Source organism: Bradyrhizobium sp. NBAIM18 (genome assembly GCF_020193825.1).
GTDB lineage: Bacteria > Pseudomonadota > Alphaproteobacteria > Rhizobiales > Xanthobacteraceae > Bradyrhizobium > Bradyrhizobium yuanmingense.
Map to the genome: position 1 here is coordinate 1 of NZ_JADYVO010000008.1, position 15,920 is coordinate 15,920.

14 protein-coding genes are annotated in these 15,920 nt (G+C 64.2%); 8 read left to right on the forward strand and 6 right to left on the reverse strand.

The genetic code is table 11. From position 1 onward, the window contains the following. Nucleotides 1–97: 97 nt before the first annotated feature. Entirely contained in the window at nt 98–943 is an 846-nt protein-coding gene (gene fghA / locus I6F17_RS19090) for an S-formylglutathione hydrolase (RefSeq protein WP_036042032.1), read from the reverse strand. Between the two features lie 69 nt (nt 944–1,012). After that, entirely contained in the window at nt 1,013–1,633 is a 621-nt protein-coding gene (locus I6F17_RS19095; RefSeq protein ID WP_036007891.1) for a response regulator transcription factor, read from the reverse strand. 201 nt (nt 1,634–1,834) lie between these two features. Here I6F17_RS19095 and I6F17_RS19100 point away from each other — a divergent pair, with 201 nt between their 5' ends. Beyond that, the gene (locus tag I6F17_RS19100) at nt 1,835–3,187 is read left to right on the forward strand and encodes a histidine kinase (RefSeq protein WP_225125427.1); all 1,353 of its coding nucleotides are present in this window, start codon (nt 1,835–1,837) and stop codon (nt 3,185–3,187) included. Between the two features lie 164 nt (nt 3,188–3,351). Next, nucleotides 3,352–5,823 (forward strand): TonB-dependent receptor, encoded by a 2,472-nt coding sequence (locus tag I6F17_RS19105; RefSeq protein WP_225125429.1) that lies wholly within the window; start codon nt 3,352–3,354, stop codon nt 5,821–5,823. A gap of 4 nt (nt 5,824–5,827) precedes the next feature. On the opposite strand, the gene I6F17_RS19110 is transcribed toward I6F17_RS19105, so the two are convergent. Genes I6F17_RS19110 through I6F17_RS19120 form a run of 3 tightly spaced genes read right to left on the reverse strand, consistent with a single transcriptional unit; the run spans nt 5,828 to nt 9,354 of the window. Continuing rightward, nucleotides 5,828–6,853: an ABC transporter permease gene (locus I6F17_RS19110; protein WP_036042037.1), complete on the reverse strand. Its 1,026-nt coding sequence runs from the start codon at nt 6,851–6,853 to the stop codon at nt 5,828–5,830. Beyond that, nucleotides 6,850–8,367: a sugar ABC transporter ATP-binding protein gene (locus I6F17_RS19115; protein WP_225125432.1), complete on the reverse strand. Its 1,518-nt coding sequence runs from the start codon at nt 8,365–8,367 to the stop codon at nt 6,850–6,852. Before I6F17_RS19115 ends, I6F17_RS19110 begins: the two co-directional genes overlap by 4 nt. A gap of 33 nt (nt 8,368–8,400) precedes the next feature. After that, the gene (locus I6F17_RS19120) at nt 8,401–9,354 is read right to left on the reverse strand and encodes a sugar-binding protein (RefSeq protein WP_036007875.1); all 954 of its coding nucleotides are present in this window, start codon (nt 9,352–9,354) and stop codon (nt 8,401–8,403) included. A gap of 384 nt (nt 9,355–9,738) precedes the next feature. On the opposite strand from I6F17_RS19120, the gene I6F17_RS19125 reads away from it, so the two are divergent. Further along, entirely contained in the window at nt 9,739–9,906 is a 168-nt protein-coding gene (locus I6F17_RS19125; RefSeq protein ID WP_193375083.1) for a hypothetical protein, read from the forward strand. 60 nt (nt 9,907–9,966) lie between these two features. Continuing rightward, on the forward strand, nt 9,967–10,374 hold the full coding sequence (locus I6F17_RS19130) for a hypothetical protein (RefSeq protein ID WP_036007872.1): 408 nt from the start codon (nt 9,967–9,969) through the stop codon (nt 10,372–10,374). 74 nt (nt 10,375–10,448) lie between these two features. On the opposite strand, the gene I6F17_RS19135 is transcribed toward I6F17_RS19130, so the two are convergent. Continuing rightward, nucleotides 10,449–11,024 carry a DUF4440 domain-containing protein gene (locus I6F17_RS19135; RefSeq protein WP_036042059.1) on the reverse strand — a complete coding sequence of 192 codons (576 nt, stop codon included), beginning with the start codon at nt 11,022–11,024 and terminating at the stop codon, nt 10,449–10,451. 79 nt (nt 11,025–11,103) lie between these two features. Here I6F17_RS19135 and I6F17_RS19140 point away from each other — a divergent pair, with 79 nt between their 5' ends. From I6F17_RS19140 to I6F17_RS19155, 4 genes are all read left to right on the forward strand, one after another. Beyond that, nucleotides 11,104–12,057, forward strand: a complete 954-nt coding sequence (locus I6F17_RS19140) for a LysR family transcriptional regulator (protein WP_225125434.1) — start codon at nt 11,104–11,106, stop codon at nt 12,055–12,057. A gap of 159 nt (nt 12,058–12,216) precedes the next feature. Beyond that, nucleotides 12,217–13,677: a GH1 family beta-glucosidase gene (locus tag I6F17_RS19145; protein ID WP_225125436.1), complete on the forward strand. Its 1,461-nt coding sequence runs from the start codon at nt 12,217–12,219 to the stop codon at nt 13,675–13,677. Nucleotides 13,678–13,924: 247 nt separating this feature from the next. Then, nucleotides 13,925–15,157 (forward strand): acetyl-CoA C-acetyltransferase, encoded by a 1,233-nt coding sequence (locus I6F17_RS19150; RefSeq protein ID WP_036042069.1) that lies wholly within the window; start codon nt 13,925–13,927, stop codon nt 15,155–15,157. 345 nt (nt 15,158–15,502) lie between these two features. Then, nucleotides 15,503–15,805: an HU family DNA-binding protein gene (locus I6F17_RS19155; protein ID WP_018320691.1), complete on the forward strand. Its 303-nt coding sequence runs from the start codon at nt 15,503–15,505 to the stop codon at nt 15,803–15,805. Nucleotides 15,806–15,920: the final 115 nt, after the last annotated feature.

Sequence of the window (15,920 nt, forward strand, 5' to 3'; positions counted from 1 at the left end):
ACCCCACCCCACCCCGCATTCCGCTGCGCTTCATGCGCTGCGACCCCCGGGCGAGCTACGCTCGTCCCGGACCCCTCCAGGGGAGGGTAAGCAAGAATCACCCCTTCAGCCTCTCCGCATGCCAGTGCAGATGATCGCTCATGAAGGTCGAGATGAAATAATAGCTGTGGTCGTAGCCCGCCTGGCGCCGCAGCGTCAACGGGATGCCCGCCTTGGCGCAGGCGGCCTCGAGCAGCTCCGGCCTGAGCTGCTCCTTCAGGAAATTGTCGGCCTCGCCGACGTCGACCAGGAAGCCGGAGAACTTGGCGCCGTCCTCGATCAGCGCCACCGTGTCGTGATTGCGCCAGGCCTCCTTGTTCGGTCCGAGATAGCCGGTCAGCGCCTTGATGCCCCAGGGCACGAGCGAGGGCGCCACGATCGGGGCAAAGGCGCTGGCTGCGCGAAAGCGGTGCGGATTGCGCAGCGCCACCGTCAGCGCGCCGTGGCCGCCCATCGAGTGGCCCATCACCGATTGCCGCCTGGCATCGACCGGAAAGCTCTCCGCAACCAGCTTCGGCAGCTCGTCCGTGACGTAGCTCCACATGCGATAATTGCGCGCGAACGGCTCTTGCGTGGCGTCCACATAGAAGCCGGCCCCGAGGCCAAAATCATAGGCGTTGTTGGCATCGCCCGGCACATCGGGCCCGCGCGGTGAGGTGTCGGGCGCGACGAAGATCAGGCCGAGCTCGGCACAGGCCTTGCGGAATTCGCCCTTCTCGGTGACGTTGGCATGCGTGCACGTAAGGCCGGAGAGATACCAGACCACGGGCAGCTTGGCCCCGTCCGCATGCGGCGGGATATAGACCGAGAACACCATGTCGGTTCCGGTCACCTGGCTGGCATGGCGATAGACGCCCTGCACGCCGCCATGGGATTTGTTGGTCGAGAGAGTCTGAATCGTCATGCCTAAGAGCTCCGTGGCATCTCACCACATCAAGATTGCAACGGTTGTGTGACCGAATTCGTGGCGTGGTCAGGCGACGCCGCTGTCGATCGCGAGCCGCACCAGCTCCACCGAGGTCTTCACCCCGAGCTTCTGGCGCATGATGGACGAGGTATTGGCCACCGTCTTGTAGGACGATTGCACCAGCCACGCGATCTCGGACAGGCTCTTGCCGGCGCTGAGCAGCCGCAGAATCTCCATCTCGCGCGCGTTCAGCTTCGACAGCGGGTTTTGCGCCAGCGTCGGCCCGGCGAAGGCGATGCTGCGCGCGATCGCGGTCGGAAGATAGGTGCCGCCGCTTCCGACGGCGCGGATCGCCTCGACGAGGTCGTCGGGGTCGCCGGTCTTGGAGACGTAGCCCTTGGCGCCGCACTCGATCGCGCGCGCAGCGAAGGCGGGGTCGTCATTCATGCTGAACATGATGATGCGGGCCTCGGGCGCGCGCTCGAGGATGCGGCGCGCGAGCTCGAATCCGGAGACGGTCGGCAGATTGATGTCGATGATGCAGAGGTCGGGACGTTCGACGATGAAGACGCACTCGCCGTCCTCGGCATCGGCGGCTTCCAAGATTTCGATCTCGCCTTCGTCGGCCAGCACGGCACGGCAGCCGGAGGCGACGATGGGATGATCGTCGACGATCAGAATGCGCATAGGCGTTCCCCGCAACAGCCCGTTCCCTTGGAGCTTGCCTGTTCTGTGCCGCATGAGACTGACCAGGCAAGACGCGCGTCTCGTGTCGGCTCATGCAACCCGGCTGGGATTGCTGTACGCTTCCGATTAGATATCGGGCGGTTCGCCTCTGTCAACGTCGTCGGACAGGCGCCAACCCTTCGCGAGGCACGAGCGAGACCAATGTGGCAGAATCTTTCCTTGCGCGGGCGCATCAATCTCTTGCTGGCGCTGCTGCTGGCGCTGGGGCTCGCGGTCAATATCGGCCGGCAGATCGCCGAGGCCGGCCCGCGCGTGCAGGCCGAGGACCAGAGCGTGATCCGCCTCGCGCGCGAATTCATCGAGATGATCGTTGCCGATCTCAACGAGGCACCCGATCCTGATGCCAGGCTGAACCAGATCGCGCGCGATCTCAACCGCCTGCGCCATGTCAGCATCGCGCTGCACGATTCCGGTGGGAACCCGCTGACGCCCCGCCGGCTTGGCTCCGATGTCGACACGCGTGCCCCGCCGGCCTGGTTCGTCAGCCTGGTCCATCCGGAGCAGACCGCGGTCAGCGTGCCGGTCTCGATCCGCGGCAAGCCCGGCTCGCTCGTGATCACCTCGCATCCCGACGACGAGATCGCCGAGATCTGGGACGGCATCGTGACCCAGCTCGAGGTCGGCTCGGCGATCGCGCTCGCGCTGTTCTTCCTGATGATGAAGGTGGTCGGCCGTGCGCTGGCACCGTTGCAGTCGCTGGCGGACGCCATGGGGAAGCTCGAAAGCGGACATTACGAGGCCCGCGTCGCGCCGGGCGGCGCGCCGGAGCTCGCGGCGATCTGCACCAGGCTCAACCATCTTGCCGCGACGCTTGGTGAAGCGGTCGAGGACAAGCGGCGCCTCGCCGAGCGCGCGGTGTCGCTGCAGGACATCGAGCGCAAGGAGATCGCCCGCGAATTGCACGACGAGTTCGGACCCTATCTGTTCTCGCTGCGCGCACATGCGAGCGCGCTGGCGAAGCAGGCAGACGGACGCGAGCCGAGTGCGGATGCCGTGCGCAAACATGGCAGCGCCATGCTGGAGCAGATCAATGCGCTCCAGCAGTTCAATCGCCGCGTGCTGGAGCGTCTTCGGCCCGTGGGCCTTGCCGAGCTCGGCCTGCGCCAGGCGCTCGAATCCCTGTCGCGGCTGTGGCGGGAGTCGCATCCCGACGTTGCGATCGAGACCTCGATCTCGCCGGCGCTGGGCCCCACCGGCGAGACCGCCGATCTCACCATCTACCGCATCGTGCAGGAGGCGCTCACCAATGTGTTCCGCCACGCCGGTGCGACCTCGGTCAGCGTCGTCATCGAGCCGGTCGAGCAGGCCGGCGGCCGCTTCTGCGCCCGGGTGCGGGTCAGCGACGACGGCCGCGGCATGGAGCCAGGCCAGAAGCTCGGCTTCGGCCTCGTCGGCATGCGCGAGCGGATCCTGGCGCTCGGCGGCACGCTCAATGTGGTCTCGGGTGAGGGCGGTGTGACCGTGGAAGCGCTGGTGCCGACAGCGGCAACCTGATCGCATCCAAAGCTATCGGGAAAAATTCCCGATTTGGTCGGGAAAATGGGTGTGGATAGGGTCCGACCTTTTGTGGCTGGCGTCCCCATTGCGGCCGAATAAACTCGTCCCGACCAATCGGCGGAACATCAAAACAGTCGGTGGCCACGGATGGGAAGGCGGGGATGGGCAAGGTTGTTTCGTTGAAGCGTGCTTTGTTGATGGCTTCGGTGTCGACCGGGCTGGTATCGGGCTTGGTCTATGCGACCCCTGCCGGGGCCGCGCCGGACGAGGAGACCAACGTCCAGAACCTGCCGCCGGTCGAGGTGACCGCACCACCTTCGGCAGCGCGGCGCGCGGCGCCGTCGCGACCTGTTGCGCGCGTGGGGGCGCCGGGATCGGCCGCGCCGAGGACACGCCTTTACGTCTATCCGACCTCGCCGGGCACCGGCCGGGGTCTCGATGTCGACAAGGTTCCGTCGGCGATCAATGCCGTCGATGCCAACCAGATCAGGCGCACCGGTTCGCTGAACGTCACGGACGCGCTGCGCGACAACATCGCCGGCGTCAACATCAGCGAAGTTACCGGCAATCCATTCCAGCCCGATGTCGAATTCCGCGGCTTCGTCGCTTCGCCCGTGACCGGCACGCCGCAAGGCCTTGCGGTGTACCAGAACGGCGTCCGCATCAACGAGGCCTTCTCGGACGCCGTCAATTGGGACCTGATTCCGACGGCCGCGATCAGGTCGGTGACGCTGGTGACCAACAATCCGGCCTTCGGCCTCAATGCACTCGGCGGCGCGATCAACCTGCAAATGAAGGACGGCTTCACCTATCAGGGCGCCGAGCTCGACCTCATGGGCGGATCGTTCGGCCGCATCCAGGGCTCGGCGCAATGGGGCAAGCAGGTCGACCAGAACTTCGCCGTCTACGGTGCGCTCGAAGGACTGCGCGACAACGGCTTCCGCAATTTTTCCCAATCGACCGTGCGGCGCTTCTACGGCGATGTCGGCTACAGGGCCGGCGACAGCGAATTCCACGCCAATATGGGCGTGGCCAAGAACGATTTCGGCGCCAGCGCCACAGTCCCGGCCGAGCTGCTCGACAGATATTGGGGCGCGACCTACACCACGCCGCAGACCACCTCCAATCGCGTCGGCTATCTCAACCTGACCGGCAAGGTCGACGCGACGCCGACCTGGACGCTCGAAGGCACCGCGCGTGTACGCAGGTACGAGCAGAAGGTGGTCGACGGCAACCCGACCGATGTGGAGGAGTGCGCTGCAGATCCGGCGCTGCTCTGCTTTGGCGACGACACCTCACCCGCCTACGGCGCGGGCGGCGTGCAGCTTGCCAATCCATTTGCGCCGGGCACGATCCTCGGCGCGATCGACCGCGGCTCGATCCGTTCGACCACGTTCGGCGTGTCGGGGCAGGCCACCAACACCGACCAGTTGTTCGGTCATGACAACCGCTTCGTGGTGGGCGCAACCTATGACGCCAGCGTCACGCGCTACAACGCCTCCTCCGAAATCGGCTCGATGGGAGAGAACTACGTCGTCAGCGGCAGCGGCGTTTTCCTGGGACCGACTCCTGTGGCGGACCCCGTCGCCGGCCCGGTCTCGCTGCGGACCGTCAATCAGTATAACGGCCTCTACGCGATGGATACGTTCAACGTCACGGATGCCTTCGCCATCACGGGGGGCGGCCGCTTCAATGCGGCGCGGATCACGTTGGAAGATCAGCTTGGGACTGCGCTCAACGGCGATCACACCTTCACGCGTTTCAATCCGATCATCGGCGGCACCTACAGGATCACGCCGGAATTGACCGCCTATGCCGGCTATTCCGAGGCCAACCGCGTGCCGACACCGCTCGAGCTCGGCTGCGCCGATCCCGCCAGGCCCTGTCTCATCGCGGCCTTCCTGGTTGCGGATCCACCGTTGAAGCAGGTCGTCTCCAAGACCGTGGAGGCCGGTTTCCGGGGCACCAAGGAGTTGAACATCGGCACCCTCGGATGGAAGATCGGCGGCTTTCGCGCCACCAACCACGACGACATCATGGCGGTGCCGGTCGTTGGCCGGACTGGTTTCGGCTATTTTTCGAACGTAGGCCGCACCCGGCGGCAGGGGCTCGAAGCCGAAGTCAACATCAAGTCTCCGACGCTGCAGTTCCAGGCGAGTTACGCGTTCGTCGATGCCCGCTTCCTTGATCCGCTCGAGCTCGGCTCGGAAAGCCCGTTTGCCGACGATACCTCCGAGACCATTCAGGTCAGGCCCGGAAACCAGATCCCGGCAGTCCCGCGCCACCGCGTCAAGGTCGGCGTCGACTATGCCGTGACCGACGTCTGGAAGGTCGGCGGCAACGCGCTGTTCGTCTCCAGCCAGTATCTGGTCGGCGACGAGTCCAACCAGTTCGCGAAGCTGCCGTCCTATACGGTGTTCAATCTCCACACCTCCTATCAGGTCGCGAAGAACGTCCAGCTCTACGGCCGCGTCGACAACATCTTCGACAAGCGTTACGTGACCTACGGCCAGTTCTTCGACCGCGACGCCTTGCCCAACTTCACCAATGGCGGCGCGGATTTCACCGACCCGCGCTCGCTGAGCCCGGCAAGGCCGCGCGCGTTTTACGCGGGGTTGCGGGTGACGTTCTAGATTTTCACTCCACCTTCACGCGCTCGAGCGGAGCCGCAGCGACGTTCGCCTGCTCCCGGCCTTTGGCCGCACTCGCGCGGTGGCGTCGCTGCACCAGATATTGATCGCCGAGCACGCCGACCAGGATCACCGTTCCCATCACCGCGAAATTGAGCGAGCTCGGAATGCCCAGCAGGTTGACGAGATTCTGCAGCACCTGGAGCAGCACGGTGCCGAGCACGACGCCGATGATCGAGCCTTCGCCGCCGCGCAAGGAGCAGCCGCCGAGCACGGCGGCGGCGATGGCGTAGAGCTCGTAGAACGAGCCGTGCACCGCCGGCGAAATCGAACGGGTGTACATCGCGATCAGGATCGCCGAAAACGCAGTCAGCCCGCCACAGATGACATAGGCCGAGATGATCACGCGGTTGGTGCGAATGCCGGAGTACCGTGCGGCTTCCTCGTTCTTGCCGACGGCAAGGAGATAGCGGCCGAACACCGAGCGGTGAAGCACCACCCAGGCGATCACGGCCACCACGGCGAGCGCCACCACGCTGTGCGGCAGCGGGAATCCGAGCACGTTTGTGCGGCCGGCGGCCAGCCATTCCAACATCGGAAAGCTCGCGCCGAAGCCGAAGCCCGCCGTCGCGTCCTCGGTGTAATAGCGCGCCGCGCCGCGGTAGATCAGGAGGCCGCACAGCGTGACCACGAAAGCCTGGATCCGCATCCTGGTCACCAGCGTGCCATGAATGAGGCCGATCACGAGCCCGGCCGCGACGATCATCGCGAGGGCTACGATCCAGTTGACGTCGTGATTGACGATCAGGTCGATGAACAGGACGCCCAGCAGTGCGATCACCGAACCCACCGACAGCTCGATCCCGCCGATGATGATGATGAAGGCTTCGGCGATGGAGAAGATGCCGAACAACCCGATCTGGTTGGCGGTGTTCGAGAGATTGCCGACGTACAGGAATCTCGGATTGATCAGGGCGACAACGGTCCCGACCACCAGAATCAGAACGAGAAGGCTCAGGTCTTTCTTGCTCAAGGTCCCTCCGCCGTGATTGTGTGGCCAACGGCAAGCTGCAGCACATTGTGCTCACTGAACTGGCTGCGATCAAGGAAGCCCGAGATCGCGCCTTCATGCATCACCGCGAGCCGGTCGCTGACCCCGATCACCTCCTCCATGTCGCTGGAGATCATCAGGATCGCCACCCCGGCATCGGTCAGGCGGCGCAGCATGCCGTAGATTTCCTGCTTGGCTCCGACGTCGACCCCGCGCGTCGGCTCGTCGACAATCAGCACCTTCGGCCGCATCGACAGCCATTTGGCGAGCACGACCTTCTGCTGGTTGCCTCCCGACAGCGAGCCGGCGGCGGTCTTGACGTCGGGCGCGCGGATCTTGAGGCGCTCCCGCTGACGCACCGCATTCTCGTTCTCGCGATCGGTATCCACCAGCCAGAAGCGCATATAGGACGCCAGATCCGGCAGCGAGATGTTTTCGGCGATCGAGACGTCGAGCAGCAGGCCGGCGCCCTTACGGTCCTCCGGAACGAGATAGATGCCGTGCTCGATGGCGGCACGCGGGCTTGCGATGCGGATCGGCTCGCCGTCGAGCCGTATCGCGCCGCCACGCAACGGGTCGATGCCGAAGACGGCGCGGGCGAGCTCGGTGCGGCCGGACCCGACGAGACCGGCAAGCCCGAGGATCTCGCCGCGGCGGACCGACAGGCTCACGGCGCGGCCGGGATAGGTGTCGGTGACGGCATCGACGATCTCCAGCACGCTGTCGCCGGCCGGCGCGGCCGGCGGAACGTAGAGCGATTTCAGGTCGCGGCCGATCATCAAGCGGATCATCGCCGCCGGAGAGAGCTCCGCACGCGTCAGCGCGCCGACCACGCGCCCGTCGCGCAGCACGACCGCGCGGTCGGCGCACTGCATCACCTCGTTGAGCCGATGCGTGATGAAGATGATGCTGACTCCGTGGGCCTTCAGGCCGGCCACGGTCCGCATCAGGCGGTCCGTCTCGGCGAGCGTCAGGCTCGAGGTCGGCTCGTCCATGATGACGAGACGAGCATCGAGCGAAAGCGCCTTCATGATCTCGACCAGCTGGCGCTGCGCCAGCGACAGTTCGGTGAGCGGCGCATCGGCCGCGAAATCGCAGCCCAGCCGCTCCAGCAGCGGCGCGACATCGGCATACATCCGTTTACGATCGATCAGCCGCAAGGGTCCGCCGTGCACGGGCTCGCGGCCGATGAAGACATTGCCGGCGACATCGAGATTGTCGAACAGGTTCAGTTCCTGATGGACGAAGGCGATGCCCGCCTTGATCGCATCCGCCACGGTGAGCGAAGATCGCGCGGCGCCGTCGACACGGATGAAGCCGCCGCTGGGCTCCACGACCCCGCCGAGCACGCGCATCAGCGTCGACTTGCCGGCGCCGTTCTCGCCGATCAGCGCAACGACCTCGCCGGGCGACACCTGCAGACCGACGTGGTCGAGGGCGACCACGCCTGGATAGCTCTTGCTGATGTCGACCAGCTCGAGGAACGGTTCTGGCATGGCAGGCTGCGCGGCGGGCAGCGCGGATCTCTCCTATTTCTTCAGCATCTGCTTCATCGAGGCCATGAACTCGTCGACATTCGCCTTTTCGATGACCTTGCCGGGCACGATGATGATACCGTTGGCCGGAATGCCGGACTTGTTGCCGCCGATGTAGTTCGCCATCAGCTTCATGCCCTGATAGCCCCATTCGAATGGCTGCTGCACCACCGTGCCGACGATGCTGCCTTCCTTGACGCCGCCGAGCGTAATCGGATCCTCGTCGAAGCCGATGATCTTGATCTTGCCGAGCTTGCCGGCCTCCTTGAGCACCTCGTAGATCCGCGGCGTGTTGTAGGAGTAGAAGCCGACGAGGCAGCTCACATCGGGCATGGCGGCGAGGATGTCCTCGACGTTGCGCTTGGCGCGGGTCTGGTCGATCTCGTCGCCGCGAACGTCGACGAGCTCGACCTTCGAGCCTTTGAGCGTCTCCTTCACGCCTTCGATGCGCTCGCGTGCGTTGTCGGCGCCGGGCAGGCCGACGAAGCCGACGCATTTGCCGCCGTTCGGCAGCGCCTTGACCATCAGCTTTCCTGCCTCCTTGCCGAGATCGGTGTTGGAGGAGCCGATATAGGCCACGCGCTTGGATTTCGGCGCGTCGCTGTCGGTGGTGAACAGGACGGTCTGGGACGCAACCTTGTTGAGATGCTCGGTCTGGTTCTTTGGATCGACCGCGCTGACCATGATGCCGGCGGCACCGGCGGCGACGAGGTCGTCCATCACGCGCTGCTGCACGGCGGCCGCAGCCTGTTCCGGATATTTGAACTGGAGCTCGTAGTTGGGCAGCTCGCCCTGCGCCTTCTTCATCCCGGCCTCGGCGATCTTCCAGAAGTCGGACGCCCCGTTGACGACGAAGGCCAGAACCTTCTTGTCCGCCGCATCCGTCGGGCCGACACCCGCTGCGATCGCGAAGGCAACAGACACACCTGCAACCAAGAGACGCTGCATATCATTCCTCCCCTATGCGGTCGGCCCTTTTTGATGGCCAACTCTGCTTGAGCCCAGATTGGGCGCATGCCTCACCCCCAGCGGCACGGCAATCAGCCGCTACCCGCATCGTTGCGGCAGAGGCGGGTCACCGACCCGGCCGGCGAGGTGAAATGAGGCACGTACCTCAAGCTAGCAGAAGCCCGCCGCGCACGCAATTGGAAGCAGCGGTCTGGACGTCAACCGCCGCGCTCGGGTTGGTGTTGCCAGTCCCAACGGCAACCTTTTCGGGCAATCCGCAAGCCGGCCGCGGCTTTAACCGACTGGAAACCATCGCAAATGATCTGAAAATTGTAACGAAACTCTCCGGCCGTCTCCGCGTCGGTTCGCCGGAGGGCCCGTGTGATGACAGAGCGCCAGTTGAGAGAGCAGGAATTCCAGATTGCGCGGTACCGGGATCTGGAGCGCGAGGTGACCGATCCGCTAGCCGCGTGTCTGCTTCACAGCATCATCGAGGAACTCGAGGCCGAGCTGCGCAAGGAAAGACCGGATTGGCACGGGCCCGGTCATTAACGCTTTGTTGGCGCTAATGATGCCACTTGTCGGCGTGGGAACACCAAGGAGGCTGCTCCCATGCTGAAGGACGGCACCTACGCGGCGTGGTACAAGACGCCGATCGACCAGGGTACCGGGATCGTCCATGTCGCAGACGGCCAGATCTGGGGCCGTGACAGCCTGATGACCTATCACGGCACCTGCCAGATCGATGGAGATCGCTTCACCGCAACCGTATTGACGAAGCGTCACACCGACGGACGCGCCACCGTGTTCGGCAACGATCAAGAGCTGACGTTGACGATCGAGGGAAGCTGCCCTGGCAAGATCGCGACCTACACCGCGACAGCACCTCAGGCGCCGGGCATGATCCTCCACGGAACGCTCATCCTCAGGGAACAACAGCCGCCCCCACCTGAACCACCAGGGCAGATGCCGGCATTCAATCCCGACAAGCTGCCGAAATTGCCGAAGCGCTCGCGCTGAACATCGCGACGAATCGCTCGTCGTCTCGCCTGGCCGCTAGCCAGCTCCGAATCCAGCTCATCTGCGGCGCTTCGTCATTCTTCCTCCGGCCAGCCCCGGGCGAGTATCGCCGCCTGTTGCAAGGTGATGCTTCGGACCAGCGGATCCGCATGACGGTGCACGAGTTGCCAATCCGTGCCGTCCTTGCGGTAGACTTCGGTCACGCGTAGCGACCAGTCTTGAGCCGGCAGCCCGCCCACTTCGGCGCGCTGGCGTTCGACCATGACGAGAGCGACGAGCGCGTCGGATGCATAGGTTTGCAAAACCTCAAGTTCGGTTTCGCCTTCCCTGAAGTATCGCGATAGGGCAGCCAGACGCTGGGGGCTAGCGTCGAATCCCCGACTCGTAGGCCCGCCAAAGGGCTGCATCAGAGTGAAATCGGGCGCGATGCGGACAAGCTGGGACCAGCGGTCCACATCGCCACGCACGAAGGCGGCATTCTTCTCGCGGGCGCGTTCGACGAGGCCTGCTATCGCGTCGCTTCCAGCGGCCGCATCGGCCGAAAGCTGACCGGACAGGGGAATTGCTGCGGTAGCGGCCATCATCGAGCGCCGCGATATCTTTTCCTGCTCGCATGGCCACCTGTTCAGCCCGGACGGTTTGTTGGTCATTTCTCAGCTCCTGATCGAACGATGAGCCCCATGCATGAAGCCTTGATCCCAATGAATCCAGCGATATGATTTCAGCAACATGCTGAACCAAATTGATTTATCCAGGATCGACCTCAATCTCCTCGTGCTCTTCCGTGTGGTTTTGGAAGAGCGCCATGTGGCGCGTGCAGCCGCTCGGCTGAGCCTGACGCCGTCGGCTGTCAGCCATGCGCTCGGCCGGCTCCGTCTTCTGCTGAACGATCCGCTGTTTTTGCGGACTCCGAAGGGGGTCGTTCCAACGGAACGGGCCTTGGAGCTTGGAGAGCCGGTGGCCGAGATCATCGCGCGCGTCGAACAGCTGATCGGCTCGGCCACACCGTTCGACCCGGAGCAAAGTGGCCGTCGATTTACGATTGGCGCTCCCGATGCCGTACTGGTCTCAGCGATCGGTCCGCTGTTGCAATCGATCGCGACTGCGGCGCCCCACATTGATATCGGGCTGATCCACCTGATGCCTGCGCCGCGCGGTGGCGCAATCGGAGAGCCTTGGCAGCAAAGCCTAGACATGCTCGAACGACGCGAGCTCGATATCGCAATGCTGCCGCTGCCGGCGGTATCACCGCGTTTCGAGGCGCGCAGGCTTTACGAGGAGGAGTTCGTGCTGGCCATGCGCAAGGGACATCCCTTCGCAAAAGCGCCAACCCATGCTGCGTTCGCGCGATCACAGCACCTGCTGGTCTCTCTCAGCGGGGAACCGCGCGGTTTCGTTGATGAGATGTTGGCAAAGCGCGGCCTCGAACGCCGCATCGCTTTGACTGTTCCGAATTTCATGATGGCGCTTGCCCAGCTTTCCGGGTCTGATTTGATCGCCGCATTGCCGCGCCGACTGGTGGAGCAGCACGCCAGCCGTTTCGGCCTCGTGTTGGTCGAGCTGCCTTTCGCGCGCAAACCGGATACGATCCGGGCCATCGCGACCAAAGCGGCTATGAAAGACGCGGGCATCGCGTGGCTGATGCAGATTGTGGTCGGTTCAATCGGAGCAGGCCGACGCTAGAATCCGGTTTGAACTCAATAGGCGTTCATCTCGGCAAGGGAACGGCATTGTGCTGCCGCGCCTGCGGTGGCGGATCTGGGACCTCCTGCACCCGCTTCTCAAATCGCCCGGAACTGTTCATTGTGCCGGCCCGAAACGAAAAGAAGTGGAGCAGCATCAATGACGGAGGGGGTCTCGCGCCGCCGGTTTGCCAAGCTGGCGGGATTGTCCGCAGCTGGGATTGCGAGTCCCCTTGTCGTCGAAGCCAAGCCGGCGCGGCCGCCGCGCAATGCAGGCGGTTTTCCGGCGGGCTTTCTCTGGGGCACGGCGACGTCGTCCTATCAGGTCGAGGGCGCGGTCGAGGAGGACGGGCGAGGGGCCTCGATCTGGGACAAGTTCGTCCGCATCCCCGGCAAGATCGAGGACGGCACCACCGGCGACCGCGCCAACGAGCACTATCACCGCTACAAGGAGGACATCGCCCTCATCAAGGAGCTCGGCTGCAAGGCCTATCGCTTCTCGGTGGCCTGGCCGCGGCTGTTCCCGGACGGCGACGGCAAGCCCAATCCGAAGGGGCTCGACTTCTACAATCGTCTCGTCGACGAGCTCCTGAAGAACGGCATCGAGCCGTGGCTGACCCTCTATCATTGGGACCTGCCCCAATCGCTCCAGGACCGGTTCGGCGGTTGGCGTTCGACCGAGACCTGCAAGATCTTCGGCGACTACGCGGCTTATGTGGCCGCGCACCTCACCGACCGCGTCAGGAACGTGTTCACGTTGAACGAGAGCGGGCGCTTCGTCTATTTCGGTTACGGCGTCGGCATCGACGCGCCGGGCTTGAAGCTGCCGCAAGCCGATGTCAATCAGATCAGGCACAACAGTGCGCTGGCGCACGGGCTCGCGGTGCAGGCGGTGCGCGCCCATGGCCGCCGCGGCACCAGGGTGGGGCCGGCGGAGAACATCGATGCCTGCGCGCCTGCCTTCGACACGCCGGAAAACGTGCGGGCCGCGGAGATCGCGCTGCGCGAGATGAATGCTGGCTACCTCAACGTCATCATGACCGGCCGCTATACCGACGCCTTCCTGAAATACGCCGGGTCCAACGCGCCGAAATACACCGATGCGGAGCTCAAGATCATCTCTTCGCCGGTCGATTTCCTCGGTCTCAACATCTACGCCCCGCAGAACTACGTGGTGGCCTCCGACCAGGGCGCGGGCTTCAAGCCGCTGCCGATCCCGAAATCGTTCCCGCACATGAATTCGGACTGGCTGCGCGTCGGGCCCGAGACGATCTATTGGGTGCCGAAGCTGGCGGCGAAGATCTGGAAGACGGACGCGATCTATATCAGCGAGAACGGCACCTCCGGCGACGATGTGGTGTCGCCCGACGGCAAGATCTACGACACCGACCGCATCATGTATCTGCGCAACTATCTCGCCCAGCTCCAGCGCGCCACCGACGAAGGCGTGCCGGTGCGCGGCTATTTCCTCTGGAGCCTGATGGACAATTTCGAGTGGGTGTATGGCCTCAACAAGCGTTTCGGGCTGTACCACGTCAATTTCGACACCCAGGTCCGCACGGCAAAACTCAGCGCCAGCTTCTACCGCAACGTGATCGCGAAGAACGCAGCGGGGGTGTAGCGGCTTTCTTCCATGTCGAGCCATCTGGGAGATCGTCATTCCCGGGCTTGTCCCGGGCATCCACGTTCTTCCTGCCCGGAGCCAAGCGTGGATGGCCGGGACAAGCCCGGCCATGACGTCGCTGAGGCTTTCGTGTAGCGGAAAATCTGAGTGAGGGGCGGAGAAACCGTGTAGCGCCGCACATTGACTCTCTTCTCCCCCTTATTCAAAACCGTTCTCAACACCCATAAACAAGAGGACGACGCCAATGCCTGACGCGCTGATCATTGATGCCTGCCGCACGCCGCGGGGCATCGGCAAGGCCGGCAAGGGAGCCCTGTCGGGCATTCATCCGCAGCAGCTCGGGGCGACCGTGCTGCGCGCACTCGCCGACCGCACCGGCATCGATACCGCCGACGTCGATGATATCGTCTGGGGCTGCAGCGCGCAGGTGGCAACGCAAAGCGGCGATCTCGGCCGCATGTCGGCGCTCGATGCCGGCTACGACGTGCGTGCCAGCGCGGTGACGCTGGATCGTTTTTGCGGAAGCGGCATCACCAGCGTCAACATGGCGGCGAGCTCGATCATGGCCGGTGCCGAGGATCTCGTCATCGCCGGCGGCTGCGAGATGATGTCGATGGAGGGACGCCGCGGCGGCGGTCCGATGATGATGGATAGCGGCAATCTGCGCCTGCGGGCACGGCATCCGCAGTCGCATCAGGGCGTCTGCGCCGATGCGATCGCGACGCTGGAGGGCATCACCCGAAGCGACGTCGACGCGCTCGGGCTGGAGAGCCAGAAGCGCGCCGCGCACGCGATCGCAAACGGCCACTTCAAGAAGAGCCTCGTGCCTGTTTACCGCGAGGACGGCAGTCTGGCGCTGGATCATGAAGAATACCCGCGACCGCAGACCACGATGGAAGGCCTCAGCAGCCTGAAGCCGGCATTTCCTGCCGTCGCGGACTACGCGCTCGACGACAAGGGCACGACCTATCGCGGCCTGATCCTGCAAAAGTACCCTGATCTCGACATCGACTTCGTGCATCACGCCGGCAACTCGTCCGGCGTCGTCGACGGCGCTGCCGCGATCCTGCTGGCCTCGCCCGCTTACGCCAAGGCGCATGGCCTTAAAGCCCGGGCCCGCGTGGTCGCGATGGCCAACATGGGGGACTCGCCGACCCTGATGCTGAACGCACCGGTGCCGGCAACGCGCAAGGTGCTGGCCAAGGCGGGCCTCACGATCGACGACATCGACCTGTTCGAGATCAACGAGGCCTTCGCCGTGGTGGCGGAAAAATATATCCGCGACCTCAAGCTCGACCGGGCCAAGGTCAACGTCAACGGCGGCTCGATCGCGCTCGGCCATCCCATCGGCGCCACCGGCTCGATCCTGATCGGCACCGTGCTCGACGAGCTCGAACGGCGCGACCTCAAGCGCGGTCTCGTCACCATGTGCGCCGCCGGCGGCATGGCGCCGGCCATCATCATCGAGCGCGTCTAGCCAATCGCCCACTCACTTTCTCCCCATTTTTACGGGGAGGAAGAGCGGTGACCAGCGATCCGATCCTTATTTTTCAGGGTGAAACACGCGCCTCCTTTCACAAAGAGGCCGGTCGTCGCTTGTCGAAGGCGGCGAATCAGTTCTAGCAAGATGTCGTGCGGGCCTTTGAAACAAGGCAAAAGCCGCTGCCCGAGGCTTCCTCCGCTCCGGAAGTAGCTAAAAAGCAGGGTTTTTTGTCACAGCAGGCCAGAAAAGCCCGTAATTTCGCGACAAAACTGTGCAGAAGGCTATAGGCCTTCAACGGTTGGTCTAATATGCAACCGGCAACGAATCAGAGGAGACACGATGCCGACCCAGATGTCCAAATCGCAATTGATCGAAAAGATTGCGACCGCCACCGAGCTTTCCAAGCGTGACGTCAAGAACGTCATGGAGACGCTGACCGACGTCGGCCACAAGGAGCTCAAGAAGAACGGCCTGTTCCTGGTGCCGGGCTTCGCCAAGTTCGTGGTCATCAAGAAGCCCGCGACCAAGGCGCGCAAGGGCACCAACCCGTTCACGGGTGAAGAGATGATGTTCAAGGCCAAGCCGGCCCGGAAGATCGTCCGCGCCCGCCCGGTCAAGGCCGCCAAGGACGCCGTGGGCTAACAACGCAAAGGCCCCCTCGAACGAGGGGGCCTTTTGTCTGGGGCAGCCGCGAGGGTTCGAGACGGAGGGCTCAACCCTTGCGGCGCTTCACTCGGACCGGGACCGGCTGAAGCCG

Bases quoted from the DNA above. Each gene is read 5' to 3' on its own strand.
- I6F17_RS19130 (WP_036007872.1), top strand. From the start codon at position 9,967: ATGCTGAAGGACGGCACCTACGCGGCGTGGTACAAGACGCCGATCGAC.
- I6F17_RS19155 (WP_018320691.1), top strand. From the start codon at position 15,503: ATGCCGACCCAGATGTCCAAATCGCAATTGATCGAAAAGATTGCGACC.
- I6F17_RS19125 (WP_193375083.1), top strand. From the start codon at position 9,739: ATGACAGAGCGCCAGTTGAGAGAGCAGGAATTCCAGATTGCGCGGTAC.
- I6F17_RS19120 (WP_036007875.1), bottom strand. From the start codon at position 9,354: ATGCAGCGTCTCTTGGTTGCAGGTGTGTCTGTTGCCTTCGCGATCGCA.
- I6F17_RS19095 (WP_036007891.1), bottom strand. From the start codon at position 1,633: ATGCGCATTCTGATCGTCGACGATCATCCCATCGTCGCCTCCGGCTGC.
- I6F17_RS19105 (WP_225125429.1), top strand. From the start codon at position 3,352: ATGGGCAAGGTTGTTTCGTTGAAGCGTGCTTTGTTGATGGCTTCGGTG.
- I6F17_RS19135 (WP_036042059.1), bottom strand. From the start codon at position 11,024: ATGACCAACAAACCGTCCGGGCTGAACAGGTGGCCATGCGAGCAGGAA.
- I6F17_RS19150 (WP_036042069.1), top strand. From the start codon at position 13,925: ATGCCTGACGCGCTGATCATTGATGCCTGCCGCACGCCGCGGGGCATC.
- I6F17_RS19145 (WP_225125436.1), top strand. From the start codon at position 12,217: ATGACGGAGGGGGTCTCGCGCCGCCGGTTTGCCAAGCTGGCGGGATTG.
- I6F17_RS19100 (WP_225125427.1), top strand. From the start codon at position 1,835: ATGTGGCAGAATCTTTCCTTGCGCGGGCGCATCAATCTCTTGCTGGCG.
- I6F17_RS19140 (WP_225125434.1), top strand. From the start codon at position 11,104: ATGCTGAACCAAATTGATTTATCCAGGATCGACCTCAATCTCCTCGTG.
- I6F17_RS19115 (WP_225125432.1), bottom strand. From the start codon at position 8,367: ATGCCAGAACCGTTCCTCGAGCTGGTCGACATCAGCAAGAGCTATCCA.
- fghA (WP_036042032.1), bottom strand. From the start codon at position 943: ATGACGATTCAGACTCTCTCGACCAACAAATCCCATGGCGGCGTGCAG.